28 protein-coding genes are annotated in these 24,722 nt (G+C 60.2%); 11 read left to right on the forward strand and 17 right to left on the reverse strand.

Annotated features, from left to right (window positions below; translation table 11 throughout):
* The first annotated feature begins 9 nt into the window (after positions 1-9).
* Positions 10-1,572 carry an adenylate/guanylate cyclase domain-containing protein gene (locus tag NKJ17_RS20575; RefSeq protein WP_352689834.1) on the forward strand — a complete coding sequence of 521 codons (1,563 nt, stop codon included), beginning with the start codon at positions 10-12 and terminating at the stop codon, positions 1,570-1,572.
* An 82-nt stretch (positions 1,573-1,654) separates the two neighbouring features.
* Here NKJ17_RS20575 and NKJ17_RS20580 read toward each other — a convergent pair whose 3' ends face one another.
* Positions 1,655-2,821 carry an ATP-binding protein gene (locus NKJ17_RS20580; protein WP_352689895.1) on the reverse strand — a complete coding sequence of 389 codons (1,167 nt, stop codon included), beginning with the start codon at positions 2,819-2,821 and terminating at the stop codon, positions 1,655-1,657.
* A 737-nt stretch (positions 2,822-3,558) separates the two neighbouring features.
* Here NKJ17_RS20580 and NKJ17_RS20585 point away from each other — a divergent pair.
* Both NKJ17_RS20585 and NKJ17_RS20590 read left to right on the forward strand, forming a co-directional pair.
* Complete coding sequence (locus NKJ17_RS20585) at positions 3,559-4,215, forward strand: GHMP family kinase ATP-binding protein (protein WP_352689835.1); 657 nt, start codon at positions 3,559-3,561, stop codon at positions 4,213-4,215.
* The gene (locus NKJ17_RS20590) at positions 4,212-5,258 is read left to right on the forward strand and encodes a cysteine synthase family protein (RefSeq protein ID WP_352689836.1); all 1,047 of its coding nucleotides are present in this window, start codon (positions 4,212-4,214) and stop codon (positions 5,256-5,258) included. Before NKJ17_RS20585 ends, NKJ17_RS20590 begins: the two co-directional genes overlap by 4 nt.
* Positions 5,259-5,302: 44 nt before the next feature.
* Here the strand turns inward: NKJ17_RS20590 and NKJ17_RS20595 are convergent, their stop codons facing one another.
* The 6 genes from NKJ17_RS20595 to NKJ17_RS20620 all read right to left on the reverse strand — a co-directional run bounded on the left by NKJ17_RS20595 (position 5,303) and on the right by NKJ17_RS20620 (position 10,965).
* Positions 5,303-6,034, reverse strand: coding sequence for an amino acid ABC transporter ATP-binding protein (locus NKJ17_RS20595; RefSeq protein WP_254818620.1), 732 nt, complete (start codon positions 6,032-6,034; stop codon positions 5,303-5,305).
* A complete protein-coding gene (locus tag NKJ17_RS20600) occupies positions 6,031-6,687 on the reverse strand; it encodes an amino acid ABC transporter permease (RefSeq protein ID WP_352689837.1) in 657 nt (218 codons plus the stop codon). Before NKJ17_RS20600 ends, NKJ17_RS20595 begins: the two co-directional genes overlap by 4 nt.
* Positions 6,688-6,793: 106 nt before the next feature.
* A complete protein-coding gene (locus NKJ17_RS20605; RefSeq protein ID WP_352689838.1) occupies positions 6,794-7,540 on the reverse strand; it encodes a substrate-binding periplasmic protein in 747 nt (248 codons plus the stop codon).
* Positions 7,541-7,692: 152 nt separating this feature from the next.
* A complete protein-coding gene (locus NKJ17_RS20610) occupies positions 7,693-8,994 on the reverse strand; it encodes a threonine synthase (RefSeq protein ID WP_352689839.1) in 1,302 nt (433 codons plus the stop codon).
* Positions 8,991-10,184: a M24 family metallopeptidase gene (locus NKJ17_RS20615; RefSeq protein WP_352689840.1), complete on the reverse strand. Its 1,194-nt coding sequence runs from the start codon at positions 10,182-10,184 to the stop codon at positions 8,991-8,993. Before NKJ17_RS20615 ends, NKJ17_RS20610 begins: the two co-directional genes overlap by 4 nt.
* Positions 10,174-10,965: an IclR family transcriptional regulator gene (locus NKJ17_RS20620; protein ID WP_352689841.1), complete on the reverse strand. Its 792-nt coding sequence runs from the start codon at positions 10,963-10,965 to the stop codon at positions 10,174-10,176. The genes NKJ17_RS20615 and NKJ17_RS20620 overlap by 11 nt, the downstream gene beginning before the upstream one ends.
* A 128-nt stretch (positions 10,966-11,093) precedes the next feature.
* On the opposite strand from NKJ17_RS20620, the gene NKJ17_RS20625 reads away from it, so the two are divergent.
* A complete protein-coding gene (locus tag NKJ17_RS20625) occupies positions 11,094-11,354 on the forward strand; it encodes a helix-turn-helix domain-containing protein (protein ID WP_352689842.1) in 261 nt (86 codons plus the stop codon).
* Between the two features lie 23 nt (positions 11,355-11,377).
* On the opposite strand, the gene NKJ17_RS20630 is transcribed toward NKJ17_RS20625, so the two are convergent.
* Complete coding sequence (locus tag NKJ17_RS20630; RefSeq protein WP_352689843.1) at positions 11,378-11,593, reverse strand: helix-turn-helix domain-containing protein; 216 nt, start codon at positions 11,591-11,593, stop codon at positions 11,378-11,380.
* A 127-nt stretch (positions 11,594-11,720) separates the two neighbouring features.
* Between NKJ17_RS20630 and NKJ17_RS20635 the strand changes: the two genes are divergently transcribed.
* Complete coding sequence (locus NKJ17_RS20635) at positions 11,721-12,470, forward strand: autoinducer binding domain-containing protein (RefSeq protein WP_352689844.1); 750 nt, start codon at positions 11,721-11,723, stop codon at positions 12,468-12,470.
* Positions 12,471-12,543: 73 nt separating this feature from the next.
* Positions 12,544-13,176, forward strand: coding sequence for an acyl-homoserine-lactone synthase (locus NKJ17_RS20640; RefSeq protein ID WP_352689845.1), 633 nt, complete (start codon positions 12,544-12,546; stop codon positions 13,174-13,176).
* Between the two features lie 136 nt (positions 13,177-13,312).
* Here NKJ17_RS20640 and NKJ17_RS20645 read toward each other — a convergent pair whose 3' ends face one another.
* Positions 13,313-13,786, reverse strand: coding sequence for an Lrp/AsnC family transcriptional regulator (locus NKJ17_RS20645; protein WP_352689846.1), 474 nt, complete (start codon positions 13,784-13,786; stop codon positions 13,313-13,315).
* A gap of 129 nt (positions 13,787-13,915) precedes the next feature.
* Between NKJ17_RS20645 and NKJ17_RS20650 the strand changes: the two genes are divergently transcribed.
* The 3 genes from NKJ17_RS20650 to NKJ17_RS20655 all read left to right on the forward strand — a co-directional run bounded on the left by NKJ17_RS20650 (position 13,916) and on the right by NKJ17_RS20655 (position 17,404).
* A complete protein-coding gene (locus tag NKJ17_RS20650) occupies positions 13,916-16,306 on the forward strand; it encodes a thiamine pyrophosphate-binding protein (RefSeq protein WP_352689847.1) in 2,391 nt (796 codons plus the stop codon).
* Between the two features lie 253 nt (positions 16,307-16,559).
* Positions 16,560-16,862 (forward strand): hypothetical protein, encoded by a 303-nt coding sequence (locus tag NKJ17_RS34080; RefSeq protein ID WP_502904028.1) that lies wholly within the window; start codon positions 16,560-16,562, stop codon positions 16,860-16,862.
* 86 nt (positions 16,863-16,948) lie between these two features.
* On the forward strand, positions 16,949-17,404 hold the full coding sequence (locus NKJ17_RS20655) for a Ros/MucR family transcriptional regulator (protein WP_352689848.1): 456 nt from the start codon (positions 16,949-16,951) through the stop codon (positions 17,402-17,404).
* A 288-nt stretch (positions 17,405-17,692) separates the two neighbouring features.
* Here NKJ17_RS20655 and NKJ17_RS20660 read toward each other — a convergent pair whose 3' ends face one another.
* Positions 17,693-17,860 carry a Fic/DOC family N-terminal domain-containing protein gene (locus NKJ17_RS20660; protein WP_352507595.1) on the reverse strand — a complete coding sequence of 56 codons (168 nt, stop codon included), beginning with the start codon at positions 17,858-17,860 and terminating at the stop codon, positions 17,693-17,695.
* Between the two features lie 222 nt (positions 17,861-18,082).
* Complete coding sequence (locus NKJ17_RS20665; RefSeq protein ID WP_352507596.1) at positions 18,083-18,712, reverse strand: Fic family protein; 630 nt, start codon at positions 18,710-18,712, stop codon at positions 18,083-18,085.
* Positions 18,713-18,809: 97 nt separating this feature from the next.
* Here NKJ17_RS20665 and NKJ17_RS20670 point away from each other — a divergent pair, with 97 nt between their 5' ends.
* Positions 18,810-19,136, forward strand: coding sequence for a hypothetical protein (locus tag NKJ17_RS20670; RefSeq protein WP_352689849.1), 327 nt, complete (start codon positions 18,810-18,812; stop codon positions 19,134-19,136).
* A 28-nt stretch (positions 19,137-19,164) separates the two neighbouring features.
* Here the strand turns inward: NKJ17_RS20670 and NKJ17_RS20675 are convergent, their stop codons facing one another.
* The 5 genes from NKJ17_RS20675 to NKJ17_RS20700 form a co-directional block, all read right to left on the reverse strand.
* Positions 19,165-19,311, reverse strand: a complete 147-nt coding sequence (locus tag NKJ17_RS20675; RefSeq protein WP_352507599.1) for a hypothetical protein — start codon at positions 19,309-19,311, stop codon at positions 19,165-19,167.
* 1,047 nt (positions 19,312-20,358) lie between these two features.
* Positions 20,359-20,754, reverse strand: coding sequence for a hypothetical protein (locus NKJ17_RS20685; protein ID WP_352507600.1), 396 nt, complete (start codon positions 20,752-20,754; stop codon positions 20,359-20,361).
* Entirely contained in the window at positions 20,747-20,998 is a 252-nt protein-coding gene (locus NKJ17_RS20690) for a type II toxin-antitoxin system Phd/YefM family antitoxin (RefSeq protein WP_352507601.1), read from the reverse strand. The genes NKJ17_RS20685 and NKJ17_RS20690 overlap by 8 nt, the downstream gene beginning before the upstream one ends.
* A 676-nt stretch (positions 20,999-21,674) precedes the next feature.
* Positions 21,675-21,962 (reverse strand): hypothetical protein, encoded by a 288-nt coding sequence (locus NKJ17_RS20695; protein ID WP_254818635.1) that lies wholly within the window; start codon positions 21,960-21,962, stop codon positions 21,675-21,677.
* A 363-nt stretch (positions 21,963-22,325) separates the two neighbouring features.
* Positions 22,326-22,559 (reverse strand): hypothetical protein, encoded by a 234-nt coding sequence (locus tag NKJ17_RS20700; protein ID WP_352689851.1) that lies wholly within the window; start codon positions 22,557-22,559, stop codon positions 22,326-22,328.
* 252 nt (positions 22,560-22,811) lie between these two features.
* On the opposite strand from NKJ17_RS20700, the gene NKJ17_RS20705 reads away from it, so the two are divergent.
* The gene (locus tag NKJ17_RS20705) at positions 22,812-23,729 is read left to right on the forward strand and encodes an NADP-dependent oxidoreductase (protein WP_352689896.1); all 918 of its coding nucleotides are present in this window, start codon (positions 22,812-22,814) and stop codon (positions 23,727-23,729) included.
* Positions 23,730-24,185: 456 nt separating this feature from the next.
* Here NKJ17_RS20705 and NKJ17_RS20710 read toward each other — a convergent pair whose 3' ends face one another.
* The gene (locus NKJ17_RS20710; protein WP_352507604.1) at positions 24,186-24,722 is read right to left on the reverse strand and encodes an SRPBCC domain-containing protein; all 537 of its coding nucleotides are present in this window, start codon (positions 24,720-24,722) and stop codon (positions 24,186-24,188) included.

Here is a 24,722-nt window from a genome sequence, read left to right on the forward strand (position 1 = left end):
TTTGAAAACATGATTGCCAAGAACAAGTTCCAACGCCATGCGATCGCCGTCCATCTGGCACAGCAGCTCGCCGGACCTGCGCGGGCAATCTCAGGATTTCAGGAGTTGCTGACCGAACAGGTGCAGGACCTCGGTCTGGTCCACATGACATCGGATCTAGAGAAGGTCAGCGCCGCTGCTTGCGAATTGAATAGCCTGATCGACAGCTTGATCCATGGCAAAGCCGACAATCAGAATCGGGCAGGGGTCGAGATCGAGGCGAAACTGCGCCACGACTTGCGAACGCCGCTCAACGCGATCATCGGCTATTCCGAAATGATTCGTGAAGAAGCCGAAGAATTGCACGAATACGCGCTGGAAGAGGATGTCAGGGTGATGCTCGCCGCGGCGGCCGAGTTGTTGGCGCATGTCGATGCAATTGCCGGCCTCTCGCGCGCACCCGACAGCGAGGAACCGCGGACCACGGATCAGGCTGAGATCGATGCGGCAGGACTCGAACGGGCAGTGATCAAGACGGAGCACCCCGTAAGCTCCGGCAGTGGCCGCATACTTGTCGTTGACGACATCAGCAGTAACCGCGGTCTCCTCTCCCGCCGCTTGCAACGTGACGGTCATCAGGTAGTCACTGCCGAGTCCGGTCTGTCAGCGCTGGCTCACCTTGCGGAACACGAGTTTGACCTGGTTTTGCTGGACCTCCTGATGCCGGACATGAACGGCATCGAGGTGCTCTCACGATTGAAAGCGGAGCGCCGATGGCGGCATATCCCTGTCATCATGATATCGGGGTTGGACGAAGTGGACGCAGTGGTCCGCTGCATCGAGGCGGGGGCCGACGACTACTTGCCTAAACCTTTTAATCCAGTCCTGCTGCGCGCCCGGATCAACTCGAGTTTGGAGAAGAAGCGTTGGCTCGACCGCGAGCACCAGTATCTTCAGCGGATCGAGGCGGAGAAGCGGCGGGCTGACTCGCTACTTCATGCGATCTTGCCCGCTCAGATCGTGGCACGACTGCATCGGGGCGAAGAGTTCATTGCCGACCGGTTCGATGACGTGACCATTCTTTTTGCCGATATTGTCGGTTTCTCGAGCATAGCGGCAAGGTTGCCGCCGTCGGACCTGATCAAGCGTCTTGACAGTCTATTCGGCACGTTCGACGTCTTGGCGGAGAAGCATTCCGTGGAGAAAATCAAGACCATCGGAGACGCCTATATGGCTGCGGGCGGCGTTCCCGAACCGGCAGCTGACCATGCCGACAGGATCGTGGCACTGGGGAAATCCATGCTGGACGCGTTGAAGCCCTTAGCTTGGGGCAACGATAGTTTTCGGATCCGCATTGGCGTGCACACCGGACCGGTGATCGCGGGCCTGATCGGCCGGCATCGGTTCGTCTACGACCTCTGGGGCGAGACCGTGAATGTTGCAAGCCGGCTCGAGTCCCAGGGCGTGGCCGACCGCATGCAGATCTCGGAGGCAACCAAGCAGGCCCTGCGCACCTCCTGGGAGCTCGAACCGCGCTGTAATGTAGAACTGGCAGGTGTCGGCAGGATTGAAACCTATCTCGTTCAACACTGATCGGACCAATATCTGACTGCCCTTAGGGAATTTCGCGAAGCGATGCTCTGCTGCTGACGCGATGAATGCCACAGCTATGGTATCATGCTTCGCCAAGCAGGGCCCGGCCTAGGTCCTGTAGGGGCATCGCTTCGACGCCATGCTGGAGTGGAAAGTGCTCCGAGCCGGGGAAGACCACGATGCGCCGCACCGGAGCAAGGTCCTCGCAGGCCTGATAAAAACCCTTTTCCACCTTCGGCGCCAGGCTACGCTTCACTTCGATGGCCCAGAGGCGTTGGCCCGGCAACGTGAGCAGCAGATCGATCTCCGCGCCCGCGGCTGTTCGATAGAAATTGCTCAGCGTGCCGGCGGGGGCGGCGGCGGTGAGGGTTTCGATCACAAACCCTTCCCAAGAGGCGCCGGCCACTGGATGCCCAAGCACGTCTTCCTGCGTGGCGAGACCAAGCAGCGCATGGGTGATGCCGCTGTCGCGGACATAGACGCGCGGGGATTTAACCAAGCGCTTGCCGACATTGGCATGCCAGGGTTCCAGCCGGCGAACCATCAGGAGATCGACGAGTAGGTCGAGATACGACGCGACTGTCTTGCCGTCGACGCCGAGCGCGCGGGCGAACTCGGCAGCGTTGAGCAGGCCAGCTTGGTGGTGCGCCAGCATGGTCCAGAAGCGGCGCAGCGTCTCGGCTGGGACGCGCGGACCGAGGAGGGGGATGTCGCGTTCCAAATAGGTGCGGATGAAATCCAGCCGCCACCGCTGGCTGGCGCGGTCACTGGCGGCCAGAAAGCTGTCGGGGAAGCCGCCGCGTACCCATAGCGGCCCAAGGTCGGCGGCGCCGACCTCCAGACCGTCGATGGGATGCATTTCGAGATAGGCAATGCGGCCGGCAAGGGTCTCGCCTGACTGCTTCAGGAGATCGATCGACGCCGAACCTAAGAGCAGGAAGCGGCCGGCTTTGCGACCGCTACGCCGACCGCGGTCGATCAGCCCGCGCAGGTTCTGGAACAGGTTCGGTAACCGGTGGACCTCGTCCAGGATAACCAGCTTGTCCTGATGCTCGGCCAAATAAAGCTCCGGCTCGGCAAGCCGTGCGCGGTCGGCGTCCGACTCGAGGTCGAGGTAGATCGATGGACGCCGTTCGGCTAGTTCCAGCGCTAGGGTTGTCTTGCCGACCTGACGCGGCCCGAGCAGTGCCACAGCGGGCATGCTGTCCAGCATCTCGGTGAGTTCAGTGCTGATGCGACGTTCAATCATCCTTGCAATTATGGAGTATAGTTCCAGTTTTGCAAGGACATGCGGGCCCAGCCGCGCAAGACGCGCAGGCAAGGGGGCGTTTAAAAGCGCCGACGCCTGAGTGAGATTGGCCCGGAACAGATCCCGCCGATGCTGACTTGGTCCATCATAATAAACAGAGCATTCGCCCACGCACGACGGACTCTGAAACCGGGTTGATTGTCCGACCATGACGGCGGATGGCTGTCAGTACGAATACCGATCCAGCAGGAACGCGACGAAGATCGGTAAGGCAAGGTTGTCGGGGTGCCAACGGGCTATAGGAGGCCCGAATTGGTCGGGCAATCTTGTCTGGCACTACCAAGATTTGGCGAGTGACAGCACGGGTCAGTCGCACGCATCATCGTCCAATGCCCTGGTGAGGAGATGATGCGGTGACACAGACAAGCACACTGAGATCCGGTCAGCAGACACATTCGAGGAAGATCAACAACGAGACTGTCGCATGGCCCCTGGTGGTAGGAGTCGGTCGGGCACACGCCCATCACGGGGAATTCCTCCAAGGCGTCTTTGAAGCGGAAAACGGACGGCTTTGTCGCGGACTCGTCACGCTTCCGCTGACGTCGCAAGAGTCGCTAGCGACCTTCTGGCCGGATCAACAAGACGGCATTCGGTCGCGACCCGCAAACCGGACCAAGGCGGCTCGCGCGGCGGCCCTCACGCTCGAGCATGTCGGGTTAGCTGGAAGAGGGGGAGAATTGACGATCGAAAGTTCTATCCCGGTAGGGCACGGCTACGGTTCCTCCACGGCAGACGTCATTGCGTCGATCCGCGCGGTCGCGGCTTCGGCGGGTGTCACGCTGCGCCAGTCAACGGTTGCGCGACTGGCCGTTGCCGCGGAAAGCGCAAGCGACGCCATTGCTTATGGCAACCAACCTATCCTCTTCGCCCACCGGGAAGGCCGTACGATCGAACACTTCGGTGGCGAGTTCCCGCCCCTTCTCTTGGTGGGTTTCAGGGACGGCAGTGCCCGACCGATCGATACACTGAGCATGCCACGGGCACGCTACGATGGTGAGGAAATCGGGCTGTTCCGTGTTCTGCGGGGACTGGCGAACCGCGCCATCCGGCAACAAGATCCCCGCCTGCTTGGACGTGTCGCAACCATCAGCGCCAGTATCAGTCAGAAGCACCTGCCGAAGGCATCCTTCAACACCGTTTTGGATATAGCGCGGGCGCATGGCGCGTGCGGTGTGCAGGTGGCCCACAGCGGAACATTGATCGGCATCCTTCTGGATGCGACTGCGCCCAGGGCGGCCATGCGCGCTGCTGAGCTCGCAAGGCAGGTGAGCGGCGCAGGCCTCCAAGGCGTTCATACGTTTGCCCTTAATGCCGAGACGAGGCTAATCCAGTGACCACGGCGCAAGACTATTTACGCGCCTACGAGACGCCGCGTTTTGCCCAACTCGCACCTAACCTCAACGCTGCCTGCTTTTCCCTCATGAAGCTGATCCCCGCCCGGTTCATGGTCGATCAGGCGGAAGCGTCAGGGCGCCTCAGGCAGGAAGGTCACATCATCGAAACGACGTCGGGCACATTCGGCCTCGCCATCGCCATGCTGGCTGCGGCTCGTGGCTATGCGCTTACGCTTGTCACGGCTTCCAGCCTCATCGACCTGAAACTTAGGCGGCGGCTGGAACAGCTTGGAGCCAAAGTGATGGCCGTCGATGATCCTCAGGGAGACGGCAATCAGCGTGGTCGGCTCGAGTACCTTCAGAAGACCTTGCAAGATCACCCGGACACGTATTGGCCACGACAGTATGACAGTCCGGAAAACCGCCTTGCCTATGCGCGCCTGGCGGACCTCGTTGTTCGATCATTCGGCCGCATCGATTGCCTCGTTGGTTGCGTGGGCACTGGAGGATCGCTTTGTGGAACCGGAGGCTTCCTTCGTGAGCTCTTTCCTGATCTCAGGATGATTGCTGTCGATACCCACAGAAGCATGCTCTTTGGCCAGCCTGTCGGACGTCGCATGCTGCGCGGGCTCGGCAACAGCGTTTTGCCGGACAATGTTCGTCATGAGATGATCGACGATATTCATTGGGTGGGCGCATTGCCGGCTTACGCAATGGCGCATGGGCTGTTTCGCGATCACGGGCTCTTCATGGGGCCGACCAGCGGCGCCGCAGCCTTGGTCGGCGCCTGGTTCGCCAGGCAAAATCCGGAAGCCTCCACCGTCGTCATAATGCCAGATGAAGGGCATCGTCATTCCGATACAGTCTACAACCCCGACTGGCTCGCCGGTTTGAAGGATTGGCCAATCTCCATTCCTCTTGAACCAGCTGTTCTCACGCAAATTCGTGCGGCCGAAGAGACGGCATGGACGAGATTCCCTTGGAACCGCAGAACTTTAAACGCCGTCCTCGCGGGGGCGGACGGCCTGTCCCCTACGCAGTGACAGGTCCGAAATCAGGCTAGGCGACAACCAACATCGGCCAGCAGTCACACAGGGTGCATGACCCGGTGAAGAAAATCCCTAGTGCGTTCGTGTTTCGGATGTCGAAGCAGCTCCTTGGCCGGACCTTGCTCAACGATCCGGCCGCCGTCGAGAAAGAGCACGCTATCGGAAACCTCGCGGGCGAACTGAATTTCGTGCGTAACCACGAGCATGGTCATGTTCTCGTCTGCGAGCGCGCGCATGACCTGCAGGACCTCACCGACCGTTTCCGGGTCAAGTGCGGAGGTGGGCTCGTCGAAAAGAATGGCCTGTGGGCGCATTGCCAGTGCACGGGCGATGGCCACGCGCTGCTGTTGACCGCCCGACAATGACGCGGGATAGGCATTCGTCTTGTCGGCCAAGCCGACGCGATTGAGCAATGCCGTGGCCCGTTCCCGGACCTGGTTCCTATTTTCCTTCAGCACGTAGAGCGGCCCTTCCATGACATTTTCCAGGGCTGTGCGGTGCGGAAACAGGTTGAAACGTTGGAAAACCATGGAAACGCGGGTGCAGATGGCGTGAACTTGGGGCGAGGCGGCATCGACCACGGTGCCGTCGATGCTGATACGACCGCGCTGATAGGTCTCAAGCCCGTTCACACATCGTAGAAGCGTCGATTTGCCGGAACCCGAGGGCCCAATCAGACATACGACCTGTCCTTTGGCGATCTCGGCGTTGATCCCCTTGAGGACTTCGTGCGCACCGAAGGACTTGTGCACGTTGTCAAAGGTGATCATCCCGCCGCCCCAAGATAGCTTTCGACTCTACGCATAAACAGGTTCAGCGGAACCGTCAGGCACAGGTAAAGCAGTGCCACCAAGGTAAAAACTGTCATGTTGTCGAATGTGGACGACGCAAGCATCTTGCCCTGCATGGTGAGCTCCTGAACCGAAATCACCGACACAAGCGAGGAGTCCTTTAGCAGCATGATCATGTTGTTGGCGTAAGGCGGCAGGATGATCTTGACTGCCTGCGGCAGCACGACGCGGCGCATCATCAACGGACGCTTCATCCCGATCGATTTTGCCGCTTCGACCTGACCCTTATCGACCGCCTCGATGCCAGCCCGGAAAGTTTCCCCGAGATAGCAGGAGTGAGCCAGGCCCAGCCCGATCGTACCGGCCTGGAGCGCAGTCAGGTTGATGCCGATCTCGGGCGCGACAAAGTAGATATAAAAGAGAACCACCAGCAGTGGTATGCCGCGCACGAAGTCGACAAGGAGCCTCGTCGGCACGGCGAGACAGCGTATCCCCGATGTCCTGAACAGCGCCCAGACAAGACCGAGCGCCGTCGCAAGGCACAGCGCAAGAAGGGTTATCATGACGGTCAGCCAAACGCCTTGAAGAAGAAGTGGTAGATATTCCGTTGCATGCGCGATGAATTTGGTCATGGCCGGCTTCCTCTGGCACGTACCCCGGCCGTCAAAGCCGGTCATTCCGATGCGATCCTTTGGTCCTGCCAGCCGGCGCTTGTGTCGAGGTCAGTGCGGGATGGCTTCAAAGGCCATATTTGGCAAATATTCGGCTTAATTCGCCGCTTTCCTTCAGCTTGGCGATGGAGGCATTCACCTTTTCGAGAAGCAGTGGATTTTCCTTGGCAACCGCTAACGCGACTTCGCCTTTTTTCATCGGCCGATAGCTGTCGACAAGGCGAACACCCAGGTCGGGGTTCTTTGAAAGCTGGTATGCGACGATCGGGGCGTCACCAAAGCCGGCCTTGATGCGGCCCAGAACCACATCACGCATCATGTCAGCGATTGAGTCGTAGAGCTTGACTTGACCGAAGACGCCAAGCGCTTCCAGAGCGTCAGCGTAGGTCGAGCCGATCTGCGCCCCGACGGTCGCACCTCTCAGCTCTTCGATCGTGTAGTTCTTGCTGTCGCCGGCAGCAACAAACATCGCCTCGCCATAGGCGTAAACCGGCGTGCTGAAATCGATTACCTGCTTTCGCTTGTCCGTTATGAACATGCTGGCGGAAATCAGATTGATCTTGTCGGTCGTCAATGCCGGGATCAGGGCTGGAAAAGCGTTTACCTGGAAGTCAGCGGTCGTACCAAGGTTCGCGGCAATCGCACTTGCCAGATCGACCATCGCGCCAGTCGGCTTTCGCGTTGCGGTGTCGACAAACGTGAACGGCACTCCCGTTGGCGTGACCCCGACTCTGAGCGTTTCCTCAGCCATCGTCTGAGTTGCCATTGCGACACTGAGGGCTGCGAGCCAGCCGATGAGTGTTTTGCGAAGCATGAAAATTCCCCTTTCATCATGTTTGAATCGAGGTTCCGCTCGCTAAGCGAGTTGAATTTGCCTCTCGTGGATAGCTTTTGGAAGTCGCAATACCGTCCAGTTGTGGACGAGATCATCAGTCGATCAGAAGTCGCATCTGTTCATGATCGTCTCTATCTTCTCTTCACGACATCTTGGTCGCATTGTTGATGAGAGGGCGTGTAATAGTCACTGTCCTCGCCAATGTATTCCCACGCTTCGGCAACTGACCGAAACGATTGTTGTGCTTGGTCGGGGCCGGTCGAACGATCCAAATCCTTCAGGCCGCTTGCTGTCACGATGGCAACGACACTGTCCGACCGCGCGATCGTGCCCTCCCGTCTCAAGGATTCAATTGCTGCAAATGGCGTCACCGAGGCAAGCTCGGCAAACACTCCCTCGGTGGCCGCAAGCTGCTGCTGGATGGCTATCAGGCCGAAGTTGCCGACCGGCATTGCCATGCCGCCAGATTCACGCAGCGCGTTGAGCGCCTGAAACGTGCTTCGTGTGGTGCCGATCGAGATGGCAAGCGTGTCGAAGCCCGCGGGAACCTCGGCGACCAGATCGGCCTTGCCGGCAAGCGCTTTGGCCAAGGATCCGTGCACTTCCGCCGCCACGAGTCTCGGCAACCGATCGGTCCTGCCTTGGCTGAGCAGATCCTTGAATCCTGCCCAGAGCCCGGCAAGCGCGTCGCCATAGCAAACAGGCAAGGCGCACCAGTCCGGCACGGCTCCGTGCATCTGTTCGACGATCTCGTAAGCCAGGGTCTTGTAGCCCTCGATCCCGACAGGATGACTGCCCACCACGGGGCTGTGAAACGGCGACGTCGCAAACCATCCGAGGCGCTCGGTACCAGCGGCAAGCAATGGCCAGCGATGGGACTTGTCGGCCAGGGATACGACACTGGCGCCGTATTTGCGGATCTGCGCCAACATTGCGCCGGCAGTGCCTGAGAATGTGACAACGACGCATTTCAAGCCCGCCCGTGCAGCATAGGCGGCAAGTGAGGCCCCGGCGTTGCCGGACGAAGCAGTCGCCACGACGCGAGCGCCACTCAAACGTGCCATCGACACCGCCACGGTCGAGAAGCGGTCCTTGTGGGACCACGTAGGGTTTGCGCCCTCGTCCTTGATAAGAAGCTTGGGGACGCCGAGCTGCTTTCCCAGCCTCTCGGCGCTCAACAGCGGCGTCAGACCCTCGCCCAGGGAGATTGCATCGCTGAGCCCACAAGGAAGCATATCGGCATACCGCCAAAGCGAGGGGAGCGCGGCACCCGCTGCGGAAGCGGCCGATGTCGCTCCGGATGGATCGTAGACGACCCGAAGATTGGCTGGCGCTTCGCCGCAGCATATCGGGCAGCCGCGTGAGTCGATTTTGGTATCGATCCGGAACAAGGCGCCGCATCGAATACAGGAAAAACCTGCCGCGCGGCTCATAGCGGCACCCGGGTGATTGCGTTGTGCGTCTCTGTCAGCCTCTCCACTCCGCCCTGGCGAACGACCACCATGTCCTCCACCTGGAGTCCCCAGCGGCCGATTTCGTAGTAGGGGGTCTCCACGCACAGCACCATTCCTTCTTCAAGGACGTCGGTACTGCGCGCCGAGAGCGTCGGCGCATCATAACCATCAAGGCCGATGCCATGGCCGACGTGATCGCGCTCGTAGTGGGCAATTCCTTCGCGCTGGACCACACGCACCACCGTCTCGAAGAGCTGTGCAGCAGGCAGGCCGGGTCGGATAATGTCGCAGGCATGCTGAACGCCGCGCAGCAGCGCCTGCTGAAGCCGATGCGCCTGCGGCGGCGGCTCGCCCAGCGTGGCGATGCGGGCAATGTCGGCGCGGTAGTGCCGAAACCGGCCACCGACGTCGAAGCGGATGATCTCTCCAGCGCGCAACTTGCGGTCAGACGGCTGGACGTTCATGAGCGCGCTGCGCTCGCCAAAGCCGATGCATCCCAGTACGGGCAGGGCGCCTTCCTCGACCGTCCTGACATGAAAAGCTCGCGCCAGGTCAGCTTCGGTGGCGCCTTCCCGAGCAACGGCGAGTGCTGCTTGAATGGAGCGCTCGGCAATCTGGGCAACTTGGCCGAGCCGTTCGATTTCATCTGCCGTCTTTACGGCACGAACCTCGCGAAGCAACGCGGTGGCTGGTAGGAACGACGCGTTGGGAAAATGAGCTCTCAGGGTTTCCTGGTATCCTGGCGCGAGCCCCGCCTCGTCTATGCCGATCCGCCCGCGGCCGAGCTGGGCTTCTTCCAATGCCGCGACCAAAGCCGCGATTGCATCGCCATGCCTCGGCAGGTCGCGAAGCTGGAGGTGTTGTTCATTGGCGCGGTCCACGGCGGTCGAGGAAGCGACATCGGCGTAAAAGTCGCCGTAGGGCCGCACCTTGCTTACCCAGACTTCCTGATCGGCAATGAGGTCGAGCGTGCTGGTGCTGGCGATGATTTCAGGCGCGCCCTTGTCAGGAGCCGGCCACACCACATAGGTCTGCGGGCCACGACGGATCCATTGCGGCAGCGCCCAGAAGCCGCTCATATAGGTCACGTTTTCCGGCGTCGTGGCTATGACGGCATCAAGCCCGGCTGCCGTCATGCATTGTTTCAGGCGGGCCTCGTTAAGCAGCATGGTGCGAATCCCGAGCCTGTTTTGCTTCCGGAAAGCCGAGGCCGGCTGAGATGCGCGCCGCAGCCGCCGTTATTGCCTCTCCGACCTCGGCGATCTCGACATGCGGTCCCACAGACCGCGGGTAGGCCACACTTATCGCCGCGGTGATTGTGCCTGATGCATCGCGAAGCGGCGCGCCGACCGCGATCAGTCCGGTAAAGTTCTCGTCCAGGGAGGTTGTGTAGCCGATAGATTCGGAGGCTCTGATCTGAGCCACGAGCTTGTGCGGGTCCGTGACTGTGCGTACCGCAACCTGCTCCAGCGGACCCTGTCCGAGAATTCCAACGACTGCTTCGCCGCTCAGCTCCATCAGGAGTGCCTTACCCAATGCGGTGGAGTGCAGGGGGAAAGTTTCACCGGGTGACGAGCGAATGACGACCGGACTCTTGCTTTGCACGGTCAGGAGATAAATACCGCAATTGCCCCGCCTGATGCCGAGGAATGCGTTGAAGCAACCTTCGGCGGCCAGCGCCTGCAGTTCGATTTCAGCCAGACCGACCAGGCGATCTCTGCCCAGGACCTTCCGCGCCAGCGCCAGCACGGAGTGACCCAGCCGATAGCGCCGCGAGTCTGGCGACTGCTCGACATAGCCCTGCTCTGCCAGGGTGTTCAGAATTCGCTGCACGGCGGGAGCACTCTGCTCAAGGCGGCGGGCGAGTTCGCGCACCCCGACCGCCTCGTCCGCTTCCTTGAGGACATTGAGAACCGCAAGGCCACGTTCCAACGAAAGATTTCCTGTCACTGGCGTTCCTTATTTCGGAATAGCGTTCCGCAACATGGTGAGAAAAGCAGCAATGGTGGCGCCTGTCAATGACGAATGTTCACTATAGTGTGTCGTCCTAAAGTGTACGCAACGACGACCATGCCCTCATGGACCTACGGGTGGTTGTCGGCTTGAACGTACAGAGGATTCGGCGCGCACAAGCCCTCTCTCAAGAGGAACTGTCGTTCCGTTCAGGGTTCACGCGCGCCTATCTGAGTGGTCTGGAGGCCGGCCGGCGCAATCCCACAATTCTGTCGCTTGCAAAGCTTGCCACTGCATTAAGCGTCGACATCGAGGAATTGACCAAACGGCCAGGCAAAGACGCCCCAGCCGCGACGCCGCGCGCCCGACGCAGCAGAAAATCCTGATCCTCGCCCTCCTGGCCGGTGGATCATGGCGCGTTGCGACGAATGAGCTGCTCCACGTCAACCTGCAATGCCAACGCCAGCACCTCCAAGGTATCGACGGTCGGTGAGTTCTCCTCCCGCTCCAGCTTGCCGACATAGTTGCGATCAAGGCCGGCAAGGTCCGCGAGCTGTTCTTGCGACAAGCCGGTACTTTGGCGAAGCAACCTCAGATTGCGAGCAAAAACCGACCTCAGCCTCATGCGGTGAGGCAGTCAGAACGCGCCCTTTAGTGCCACCTACTATAGTAGTCAAACGTCATGCCGCAGGTTGCGGTCGGGCCTAACTTATTTATTCTTTCTTTGTCTCAGTACATTGAAGGGGCGTGAAATGTCGGCGGTTCATGCGAGCGTCTTACAGCACCAGTTAACGCAAATCTTTGAAGCAACCGCGCTGATCGATCGTGCAAGCAGCGTCGCCGAAATCATTCGGCAACTGCGCAAGAGCATCGAACGTCACGGCTACGCAGCCTGTCTCGTCACCGAATTGCCACGCCAGGACACCGGATCGCTGGATGGACACATCCTTGTCAACGGTTGGCCGGGGGAATGGTACGACCACTACATGGCTGCCGGACATTATCGCCATGACCCTTGCGTTGCTTTGTGCCGTGGTGCGATCGGGCCGTTCCTTTGGAGGGACGTTCATTACGGCCTGACGAACAGCAATGCCAGGAAGGTGATGGATGAGGCAAAAGAGTTTGGGCTTTGTGAGGGGATCTGCATCCCAATCCAGGCGTCATTTGGCGATCCGGCATGTGTAACGGTTGCCGGACGCGAAATTGATTTGGCGCCGACGGTGCGCTGCACCGTTCATGCCCTCGCGCGCCATGCCTACTCGGCTGCCGAACGACTCGTTGGCAGCTCGCTCAGGCGGCCGAGACAAAAGCTTTCCCAACGGGAGCGTGAAATCCTGCAGTGGGTCGCTGGCGGGAAGACCGCATGGGAGGTTTCCCGAATACTTGGTATTTCGGAAAACACCGTGACGACCCATCTGCGCAACGTCAAGCAGAAGCTCAGCACCGCCAACGTCGTGCACGCCATCGTCGAGGCTTATCGCAGGCGCGAAATCGAACTTTGATCCATCCTCAGATCTGGGTATTTCATGGGCAATCGTCGCGTGGTCGGATGAGGTTCCATATCGAGGAACCGCAATGATTCAGGTCCACGTCGTCGACGCGTCAAACAGCTTTGCCTATCGAGGCGATCTCGAGAGTTACTTCCGCCTGCGACATGAAATCTATGTCGATGAACGTGGCTGGCATGAGCTGAGGCGGCCCGACCGTCGCGAGATCGACCCGTTTGATACACCAGAGGCGATTCATCTGCTCGGCATTCAGCCGGGAAGGGGTGTCGTTGCCGGATCCCGCCTGGTGCCGAGCCTCAGGCCGCATCTGATGAGCGAGATCTTTCCGCAACTTGCTGAAGATGGCGTTCCGCGCCGAGCCGATATCTATGAGTGGACGAGATTTTTCGTGGCCCGGGAGTTTCGCGAGCCCGGCCGGCCCTGCCAGGCCGCCGGCGTGATCTACTGCGGAATTCTGGAATTCTGCATTCAAAGAGGCATAAGCAATCTGACGATTGTCTGTGAGGAGTATTGGTTCGACCGCTTGGCATCGATCGGCTGGTGCCCAAGGCAGCTTGGGTCTTCATTCAAGTGCGATGACATGACCATCATCGGCGTGATGGTCGACGTCGGCCCGTCTGCCTTGGCCGCGACGCGACAATTCTACCGCATGACCGACCCAGCGCTTTGGACCGAAACGCCAATCAAGCGGCTGGCCTGACCGCGGGCCATCCGCGTTTTGGGCGTCGCGCCTCGAACGAACATGCTGTCTGGCAGACAAGTTCGTGCATACCGGCGATGGAGCACCTACCTGTCAGCCAAACCTCAGCGATTGACTTGCCAACGTTTGGAGAAAATCATGTCTCGACCGGCAGCCGGTTCGACCGCTTGATCTGCGCAAGCGCGAAGCTGGACTCGATCGAGGAGACGCCATCGAGCCGCGTCAGCTTTTCCTTCAGGAAGCGCTCATAGGCGTGCAGGTCGCGCACCACCACACGCAACAAATAGTCGCGCTGGCCAGTCATCAGATAGCAATCGACGACCTCCGGCCAGCGCGCGATTGCCGCATTGACCCGCTTCAGCTCGTTCTCGCGCTGGCGCTCAAGCTTGATCGAGGCAAACACCGCGATCGGCAGATCGACCATGTCCTGGTCTATCAGGGCAGCATAGCCGGTGATCACACCCATATCCTCCATCAGGCGGACCCGGCGGGCGCAAGGCGAGGCCGAAAGGCCGACTCGCTCAGCAAGCTGCTGCGCCGTCATCCTGCCATCGACCTGCAGCGCGGAAATGATCTTTCGGTCGATATCGTCCAGTCGGCGTTTTGGCATGAAACGTTACTCCATTGGTCGATATTGCCAAAACCAGCTAACGCAGCTGCCAACTTCATGCAAGTTTAGCGACAATCGGTTTTTGCTCAGCCCTATGATTGCGACGATCGCAACCGGGAGTCTTGCGGCATGGACAAACAAAAACTGGAGGCACTTTCGGCGCTGGAGAAGAAGGTGCTCTGGCTGTCGACATGGATGATCCATAACGCCAATCACCTGCGCGAGAACGCCGACGGGCTGAAGGTTGGCGGACACCAGGCATCCTCGGCGTCGCTGGCGACGATCATGACCGCGCTATATTTCTTCGTGCTGAGGCCGGACGACCGCATTGCAGTGAAGCCGCACGCCTCGCCCGTGTTTCACGCCATCCAGTATCTTCTGGGCAATCAGACGAGGGAGAAGCTCGAAGGATTTCGCGCCTTCGGTGGCGCACAAAGCTACCCGTCGCGGACCAAGGATGTCGATGACGTCGATTTCTCTACCGGCTCCGTAGGCCTCGGCGTCGCGCAGACGCTGTTTGCCTCTTTGGTGCAGGACTATCTCAGAGCCCGCGACGAAAGCGTGCCCGAGGGCCGGATGGTGGCGCTGCTCGGCGATGCCGAGATGGACGAAGGCAACATCTTCGAGGCGCTGCTGGAAGGCTGGAAACATGGCTTGCGCAATTGCTGGTGGGTCGTCGACTACAATCGCCAGAGCCTCGATGCAATTGTGCGCGAGGGCCTTTGGGAACGCTTCGAAATTATCTTCAGGAATTTCGGCTGGGACGTCGTGATCCTGAAATATGGTTCGCTGCTCGAGGCCGCCTTCGCCGAACCGGGCGGCGAGGCGCTGAAGGCCTGGATCGATGCCTGTCCGAACCAGCTCTATTCGGCCCTGACCTTTCAAGGCGGCGGCGCCTGGCGCAAGCGGCTGCTTGCCGATATCGGCGAAAAGCCGATCGTGAAATCGCTTCTCGACCGGCGGTCCGATGCCGAACTCGCCGCGCTGATGACAAATCTCGGTGGCCACGACCTGCAGTGCTTGATCGAAGCTTTTGAGACGGCGCGTCACAACGACCGGCCGACCTGCTTCATCGCCTATACAATCAAGGGTTTCGGCCTGCCGCTGGCCGGCCACAAAGACAATCATGCCGGGCTGATGACCAAGGATCAGATGGCAGCCTTTCGCGCTTCGATGTCAATCGATGAGGGGCGGGAGTGGGATCCCTTCGAAGGTTTGGATATCGGCAAGGTTGATCTCCGACGCTTCCTCGATGCGGTGCCTTTCGCCGCGAAAGGCCGACGCCGCCGACACGCCCAGCGCATCCTCGTCCCCGATCGTCTCGGCCCGGAAGCCAAGGGCAGCGTTTCCACCCAGGTCGGCTTCGGCAGGATCCTGGATGAGATTGCACGGGCCGGCGGGCCGCTTGCCGACGCGATCGTCACGACGTCGCCCGATGTCACCGTTTCAACCAATCTCGGCCCCTGGGTCAACCGGCGCGGCCTGTTCGCGCGTCGCTCGCTTGCCGACACGTTCCGTAGCGAACGCATAGCCTCGGCGCAGAAATGGGAATTCGGCCCATCTGGCCAGCACATCGAGCTCGGTATCGCCGAGAACAATCTATTCATCTTGCTGTCGGCGCTCGGGCTGTCTCATTCGATCTTCGGCAAGCGGCTGCTACCGATCGGCACGCTCTACGATCCGTTCATCCAGCGCGGTCTCGATGCGCTCAACTATGCCTGCTATCAGGATGCGCGCTTCCTCCTTGTAGCCACGCCATCCGGAGTCACACTGGCGCCGGAGGGTGGCGCGCATCAGTCGATCGCCACCCAGTTGATCGGCATGGCGCAGGACGGGCTTGCCGCCTACGAGCCGGCATTCGTCGACGAGTTGGGCGTCATCATGCGCTTTGCGCTGGATTATATGCAGCGCGACGGCGACGCCGTGCAGTCGGAGCGTACCTGGCTGCGCGACGAGACCGGCGGCTCGGTCTATCTACGGCTCTCGACGCGCCCGGTCGAGCAGATCATTCGTCCTATGGAGCCTGAGCTCGAGCAAGACATTGTCGACGGCGGCTATTGGCTGCGGCGTCCCGGTCCGAATGCCGAGGTGATCGTCGCCTATACAGGCGCCGTCGCGCCGGAAGCCATCGAGGCGGTCGGCATGATGGCCGAGGACCGTCGGGACGTCGGTCTTCTGGCCGTGACTTCGGCCGATCGCTTGAACGCAGGCTGGACGGCGGCAAGCCGCGCACGTGAGCGCGGCCTTGTTCATGCCAGAAGCCATGTCGAAAGGCTGCTCGCCGACCTTCCGGCTCATTGTGCGATCGTCACCGTCGCAGACGGCCACCCAGCGGCACTTGGCTGGCTCGGCTCAGTCTACGGCCATCGCACGCGTAGTCTCGGCGTCGAGCACTTTGGCCAGTCGGGGACAATCGGTGATCTTTATCGCCACTTCGGAATCGACGCCAATTCCATAGCGACAGCCGCCGACCGGATCGCTGGTGGGCGCCCCATCCGCTATCTGCGCGCGCTGGATTGATGCTGTGAGTCGCCGTCCGGGATCGTCGGCGTAGCCAGCCGCCAATCGCGTTCGTGGCGAAGCGAGGGTAACTCGCCATCGGTGCTGCCGGACATCTGCACGAGCTCCTGAAGCGGGAGATTGGCATCGTGTTCGCTAACAGCACAGCGCAATTCGTGTTCCTCCCGCACGGTTGACATTCCTCCTTCAACGGCCATGCTGCATTGCAACATGGCTATCGAGTTCGGCATGAACGCTTTGCGCGCGGGCCGGGCTGGTTCTCAACCTCCATGCGTCACTCGAAACAGGCGACAAGTTCGCGCTGCACGATTTCGCGCCAGGCTCCAAGGTGCGCAAGTACGGAGACGTGATCGGCCGCCTTGCAGCTCCGGCCGTCGCAGGCGACCATGTCCATGTTCACAAACTTGAAAGTCTGCGCGGCGTTGAACTGCGCCCGCTTCGAAGCGCACGACGATGCCCGTGCGTGATGAAGTTGGGTCGATCGGCGAGAGCGGGCCGATCGATCTCCTTTCTTGCTTGGCAGGCGTCAGTGCACCGTAGTCGGCCGTTCGAGTAATCTGGCGTCAAACAATCGTTGTTTGCAATTGCGCAAGCCGAGTTTTCCAAATAGGAACGCCAGAGATCAACAAGGGAATGATTTTGATGGACGAAGCAATTTGGCAGAGAAATGCTGATCTTTTAGGACTGACAGCAGATATCGTCGCCGCCTATGTCCAGAGCAACGCAACGCCGGTGGCGGATCTGCCGAATTTGATCGCCAGCGTTAATTCTGCGTTGTCTGGCCTGGCTATGCCGGTCGCTGCACCCTCGCCAATACTTACGCCCGCGGTAAATCCCAAGAAGTCGATCTTTCCCGAATACATCATCAGCCTTGAGGACGGGCGCAAGTTCAAGTCGATGAAGCGCCACCTGGGCTTGCTTGGCATGACACCTGATGAGTACAGAGCCAAGTGGGGTTTGGCGTGGGACTATCCTATGGTAGCGCCCAGCTATGCGGCTCAGCGGTCTGCGCTTGCCAAAGCTGCCGGTCTCGGCCGCAAGGCGGGTGCCAAAACCCCGCCAAAGAAAGCACCAGCAAAGCGCAAGGCCAAGGCCTGACAGTGCATGACAGTCGGGCCAGGCCATCAGGTCTAGATGGTCTTCGCGACAGAGTTGTTGCGTCGGTCTCCGGCGCGGCCGAAGTTCTGCTGAGAGATTGGCCGAGGAGCGCCTGACCCGGCGGCAGCGCCGGTGGCCCCGTTCATCAGGGGGGCCGTGCCCCGCCGTGCGAATATCCGTTTCCACGCCCGTGATGGTCCGGCAGACGGCGACCGCCTTGGACATCGAAACCGGGCGGTGCGATAGCGCAGCGCCTCTTTCGTTGCCGGATCGGCCTGGTTGCCGGACTCATTGGCGAAGCGAACAGCCTGCGGTGACGATGTTTTCGATTTCCGAGCTTGCCTGCGCTTCAAGCAGAGGCATCGAGTTGATCAGGGCCGCCTGGTTGGGAATGAGCTGTCCGGACACGCACAGTTCCGCCAGTGCTGCTCGCGCCGCGATGCAGGCCTTCAGCACCGCCCTAGTCTCCACATCCTGGCGCGAAGGAAAGGGCGGGAGGGGCGAAACGGTCGGCCAATCCTCATGCGATCAGCATGTCGGGCGGGGTCAGCATGTCGGGCGGGGTATGTCGTCGACAACGACATGTCGTCAAATCATGTCGATAGAATCGCAATCCATCGACATAATCGGGGCGCCGCAAGCGGCCCTCCCGATGCTCCAACTTGCTTACAATTCCACTCACCTGAAAGACAGTGAGGGCGGCTTGGGAACATTGACTTCGGCATCGGTGAAGAGATTGGGAAACAGCCGTTCCCTGAAATCGAGAGGAAAAGCGATCCGCACCGGTGTCTTCGGAGTGTCAGACTTCAGGAAACCGCGATCGACGAGATCTGATAATGTGTTCCGTGCCGTGCGCTCGGATGTCTTCAGCACGAAGTTAGCATCGCCACGGGGCAGCCTACCGTGCCGCAATACTGCCGCCACCAGATCAGCTGCCCGTTTGTCGTCGACGAGATCCTTCACCAGGGCGCGGTAGCGAGCCTCGAGCCGTCCGAGGTCGAACATCGTGGTCGAGAACCGCACCTGGTCGAGCGCGACTGTCAGGAACCATTCGACGAAATCCTTGAGTGCTGATTCCGAAAGATTTCCTCGGCCGTCGCGGTCGCCCTGTCTTGGGCTGTCGGCGTGATCCATCATGCGCTTGTATTCGCCCCGATCCTTCAGCCCACGAGCGAGACCACGAGATATCGACCACAGGCCATTGCCGCCGATCCCGGCCTTGAGCGCCATGGCGTGAGACATCAGCCGACTGACGCGGCCGTTGCCGTCTGGAAACGGGCCAATTGAGGCGATGATGAGCTGACGCAATCGCGATGATTCGCAGGCTGGCCTGCCTTTCGGCCATCGCAAACCGTTTCTGGAAATACTCCATAAAGACCACCATCCTGTCAGACGATGGCGGCTGATGGCGCCCGACAACGACATCATGATCTGCGGACAACCGAAACTCGCCGGGCACGATCTCGGCCTTGGTGCCGTCAGGATTGTCGATGAACCGGAATTCCTCTGGCATCCCGTCGTAAAAGGCACGATGAACCCACCGGATGAAATCGATCGAAGTCGGGCTCGGCAGTTCCCCACGCAAACCGAGACCATCAATCATCCTCTGAACTTCGATATGGGCCTTGGCCTCCAAGGCGAGAGGTCGGCGTTCAGGATCAATCTCGGCTCCGGCCAATGCACTCTCGATATCTCGAGGTCGGGTGTTGTGGCCTTGGTCAAGTTCGAATAGTAAGAATTCATGACGCGCACGAGATCGGCTAGACTAGTTCGGCAGCCGATTCCGGATGCAGGCCTCGGCCGAGGTCATCGGCGGCCTTCTGCAACTCGATCGCGAGATCTGCCAGGACGGTCGGTACCGCGTCGCCAAAAAACAGTGGCTCGATGCGGGCAGGGGTTTCAAGCATTATTTGCCGATCTCAATAGTTCTCAATTGCCTGCAATGTAAGGCATTCGAGAAATAAATCAGCATAATTGCCGATATTGATTGCCGATCTCTCTTGCCGATGCCGGCCGCCGATCGGGAGGCGAACCCGAAATGCCTCAAAGGTCGACCGGGCAGGGCGCGACTGGAATTACCGATGGCGTCAGTGCCATTGGGCTGAGTTGCTCGTCGGTCGGAGCAAAAGGATGTGCCGGAAGGCAGCGGCCTGCCTCCGAGTTGCTCTATGCGTCAGTGGGGCGCGTGAACGCTTTGCTCTGCTAACCCCATGATGGCGAGTGCCAGCAATTTCCTTGGTGGCTCCATCTTGATTCTCGCTACGCCGCTGAAAAGGGCTTGCCTCGCACAGTGTCAGGCACCCCTTCTGTTCATCCAGAGGCAGGGGGCTTTCGCAACGATGTCCTCGGAGCATTCCGCATGAGTGCCCGGCACGGGATCGTTTGCGTCGGCTGTTGCTGGGTCTCAAATTCTTCTTTTCGTCGGCGGCTTCATGAATCGCCGCACTGACGATGTTCGTGCTCATGGAAAAGATCATTCCAGCCAGCCAGATGATATCGTGATTTGCCGGGACTGGCCTGATCTCGGCGGGCATACGCCTGCTCGTCAATACACGGATCGGCACCATGTTGCACAGGTGGTCTTTGGCCCAGACTGTCCCAGCCTGTAGTGATGACGTTTTCTGACGGCCAAGCCGTGCAGCCGCATCACATATCTTGCGCTTTCGGCCAGCGGGGCTCGCCGTCCTCCAGGGGCGACGCGCCCAGGGAGCGCAGATCATGGCCTCGTTCGAGGCCGAGCAGAAGCAGCGGGTGTTGGAGCGATGTGGAGCAACCCGAGCGTATGCCGAAAGGTCGTGACTCATGCGCAGTCCTCCGGTCCGCGCCGCCCAGGGCGTGCCGCAGCACTGTGATCTCTTCGCACCCGGTCGCATCCCGCGCTGGGGCGCCCCCGCTCCGATCCTGGCCCGCTCGATGCGGTAATGACCCGAGGCCTGCCAAGAAAATCGGTCCGGCTATTTGCGAACGATGCCGCGCAATCGACGCTGCGCCGCCGTCTCTTTTATTGCGCCAGCAATCTTGCGGACAAATGCGGGACTGAACGCGCCGATCGGCGTCGTCGCCACCAGATCATAGGCTTCATCGACCTGCACCCGGTTATATTCGTCTAGGATCAGCCATGACGGATAATCGAGGCCGCCGCGGCGGCATTCGATTTCGCTGATGGCAAGATGCGGGCGCGACCGGTCGGGTTTTTGCGACGTCAGCGGAAAGAGAAACAAGGCTGCGGGCGTCGCTAGCGTCCGGACAACGACGCAAACTGGCCTCGCCTTGCGTCCGGATTCCTCGCCGGCGTCTGCTTCCCGCGCCCATAGGTAATAATATCGGAGCAGATCGCCGGCTTTAAGCATCGGGCTTGTCGCCGGAAATTATTGCATCCAGTCCATTCATGAGTTCATTGTGGACTTCATCCGGCGCGTCCTCGAGCGTATAGGCGACCGAATGCGGCTGGCCGACGAGCTGGTGGTACTGAGCAGCGGACAGGATGACGAGCTTTTCCTTGCCGCGCTTGGTCAGGGCCACCGGCTCAATCAATGCCGTTTCGAGGATTTCGCCTGACACGCGGTTCATGTCCGAGAATGTGAATTGTTTCATCGCCGTACGTCCTTTTGAAGTACCTACAATAGGTAATTCACTAAGAAAAGCAAGAATGGTAGCGGGCGAACGCCGCCATTCTTGTCAGGATCCACCGCTCTTATCAGGATCGATTCGCTCGAAAGAGCGGCATTGTCCGTTTATTGCTGAGTGCGGCCCGCGCGGTCTGGAACGCGTAGCCGTCCCAATCCACCCACGCCTCCCAGCCTTGCGCGTGGCGCGTCCGCGAGGCCTCGCTCCATGCCGTCAGCCTTGTCGCTCACAGCTTCTGTGTGGTGACAACTCTGTCGCGTTCCGCACCGCTCATTGAAGACAACATCCGGCGGTACGAGTCTCCCATCGCTGCCGCCGCGTGTTTTCTTCCGACATCCCGGTTCTCGAGCTGGAGAAATCCGAGAGTGGTGCGTCCGAACGAATTTCGGAGCTCATACTCGAAGGCATCAGGCTGGGGGCGGAGGGGGTTGCGCTGGGTTGCGCGGGCATGGCTGATTTTGCATCCGCCGCTCCAGCGCAAGCAGGATATTCCCGTGGTGGATGGAGTCGGCGCTGCAGTTGGTCTTGCGCAGACCCTGATACGCTGCGGCGTCGCGCCTTCCAAACGTGGCGTGTGGGCCATGCCGGCGCGCGCGAAGACGCTGGACAGGTTCGAACGACCAGGAGCGATTCGTACCTGATTCTATGTTCCTTTCACGACTCTCGGCTTAATCGGCCGGCGGGATTGGGCCGCGCTCTCGAGTGTCAAGGCCAACCGCTTCTCGTCTTCGATGGCGCGATCGACTGCCTCGATTTCCTCTTGGAGGACCTTCAGCTCGACTCCGTAGCTGGAGCCGTCGCTGTCGCCAATTTGAAAGCCACTTGCCCGCATTGCGTCGCGAGTATGGTGCACGTTACGGACTCCTTCGCGTCGAGTCGCGACCAGAATTTCCCTGAATTCTCTAAGACGTTCAACGTGATTGCGAGCCATTTGCGTTCTCCTATTTCGTCGTCATCGTCGCTGACGGCGATTCAGCCGACAAAAACCTACGGCGCAGAAGGTTTAAGCGCCTCTAAGAGATACGCTCGACAGAGCATGAATGCGGAAGGTCAAATTTGAACGTCTTGCAATAGTTTGAAGCACGGCAGCTGGAGAGACGCTTCGGCCGAGCGCCTCTGCTGCTCGGCGCTCTTGCTGGTTCCTCCGGCTTCAGGATTGCGAGGGTCCATCTGTGAGCGTGCAGCGCCGCATGGTCTCATGTCTGCTAAGCGGCGCAGTCACGACTACAGTTGGCAAATCGCCGGATCGGCCCATCACTCCCAACGGCGCGCCTGAGATCGCCTGCGCTCGGTTTTATTGGTCCGAAAACCTCACGCTCACTCCGCGCTGCCGAAAATAAGCCTGGATCAACTTGCGGCCCGAGCGATTGTTCTGCGCCAACTTGGTCGGATCGAACACCGCCTGTTTTATCCCCTCTCGTGTGAGCGCTGCCTTGAGCGTCGCGATACCTGCGTCGATGTCGGCATTGCCCGCCCGGAGCGAGGCATAGATACTTTCGGTCGCCTCGGCCACGGTCAGTTCGCTCACAGATGTCGTCCTTTCGTACAGGGCGGCGGCTTAGCATGGATTCGCGGCTCGCCGATACCGATGAGACCGTCATTGGAATCCTGTCGGCGGCGCTGACGTAGCGGTATTACTCGACCGGCGACGAGGGCGTGCTGCGGCTCGGCGTGATGACATACCTTTATGGGGACCTAGTCTAACTGCGTGAGAGATCGAAAAGACCTTCCACGCCAGCAATTTACCCCGAACCAACAAATCACTGAGGAGACAATTCCCATGAAAGCGATCGTAGTGACGGACCAGGCTGCAGGAACGGCCGGAATGAAGCTGGGGCAGCGGCCCGAACCGCAGGCGGCAATAAACGATGTCGTCGTACAAGTTCATGCGGCGGGATTCGTCAACACCGAACTGGAGTGGCCTTCGACCTGGGCCGATCGGGCCTTCCATGACCGGACGCCGTCGATCCTCGGCCATGAGCTGGCCGGTGTGGTCACGGCCCTCGGCTACGGCACCACGGGGCTTTCGATCGGTCAGCGGGTGTTCGGCCTCGCCGACTGGCATCGCGACGGCACGCTCGCGGAGTATGTCGCCATGGAGGCACGCAATCTCGCACCGCTGCCCGGCGACGTCGACTTCACGGTTGGCGCAAGCTTGCCGATCTCCGGCCTGACCGCGTGGCAGGGACTGTTCCAGCACGGCCGCCTTCGGGCGGGGCAGAGCGTTCTCGTGCATGGCGCGGCCGGTGCCGTCGGTTCGATGGTGGCGCAGCTTGCAAGGGAGGCCGGAGCTTATGTCATCGGCACCGGACGCGCCGCCGACCGCCAGAAGGCGCTCGACTTCGGTGCAAATGAATTCATCGATCTCGGGAATGACACCCTGGAAGAGGTCGGCGGTGTCGATCTGGTGTTCGATGTCATCGGCGGCAATATTCAGAAACGGTCCGCAACGCTGGTCCGGGCCGGAGGAACGCTTGTGACAGTCGTCGGACCAACGGATATTCGACCTGCAGATGGCCTGACGGTTGACTTCGTCGTCGAGGCTGATCGAGCCCAGCTTTCGGAGATAGTTCAGCGGATCCGGGATGGACGACTGCGGACGAACATCGGCAAGGTCTCGAGCATGGATGATGCCGTCGCCACCTTCAACTCAACCGAGCGACGCACGGGAAAGACAGTCATCAGCGTTCGTCCGTAAGAACGCGGGGAGAGAGGGCGGTCCCTCTCTCCTCGTCTACTCCCATCAGCAAGATACCATCAGCAAGATAATTGCCTCGGCCATGCCGGTCTTCGTCGCTTAGACTCTCCGTGTCGCGATCGGTGTATTGGCGCTGTTCCCCTCCGCGAGGCCCCGCAATGGCTGCAGGACTACCGCGACGACGTCGGTGCGCCGGACCTCCAGTCGGCCGTGTCGGTGAGCGCAGGGTGGAGCGTCTTCGCGATGGAGGACGGAGCGGTCTACAACACCTACCGCCGCTATCCACCGCTTGTGGGGCCGCCCTACGCGCCGTTGCTCGAGTTCGTGCCAAAGCCGTGACATCCACAACTTGCGCGCCTGCCTTGGCGAAGCGGGCATTCGCCAATAGAGAGCGTGTCATGCAAGCACGTGACCGCTTCTTATCGCGGGGATGTTCCTAAGGCGGAGGCCCTAAAATCAGCCGCAAGCGAAGAAGATGCAGATGCGGAATTGGCGTGCCGTCCTCGCCGCTTCCGCCTCGGCAGCGCGAGCAAGGTCTTCGACCCACTGCTGATGATAGCGGTAGAGCCCACCGGGGTGCTTGCGTCCGAGCACGTCGAGGAACCAAGGGCCCTGCTGCGTCTCTTCCGTCAGCACATGGCAACCCGTGTCCGTGGGAGTGATGAACCAACCGTGATAGGCGGTAGAGCGGGTCTCGTCGCCGTCGACCACCGTTTTCCACGCGAGCCTGTGGCCGGGCTCGCACTCCGTCACGACAAGGCTCATCGGAAATCCAGCCGTCACCCGACTGAATCTGGTTCCGAGCGCCAGTTTAGGTTCACCGGTCAGGATCTTAACCTGATCCTCAGGAGGAAAGTAGCTCGACCAGTTCTCGGCGTCGACCAGCAGCTCCCACACCACTTCAGGCGGGGCTTTCACGTCAATGTCATTGAGCGCGTAGATCGACGAAATCTTCGGGTCGAAATGGTCAGGCCACATTACACGATCATACAT

The sequence above is a fragment of the Mesorhizobium sp. M0208 genome (genome assembly GCF_040322015.1).
Lineage (GTDB): Bacteria > Pseudomonadota > Alphaproteobacteria > Rhizobiales > Rhizobiaceae > Mesorhizobium.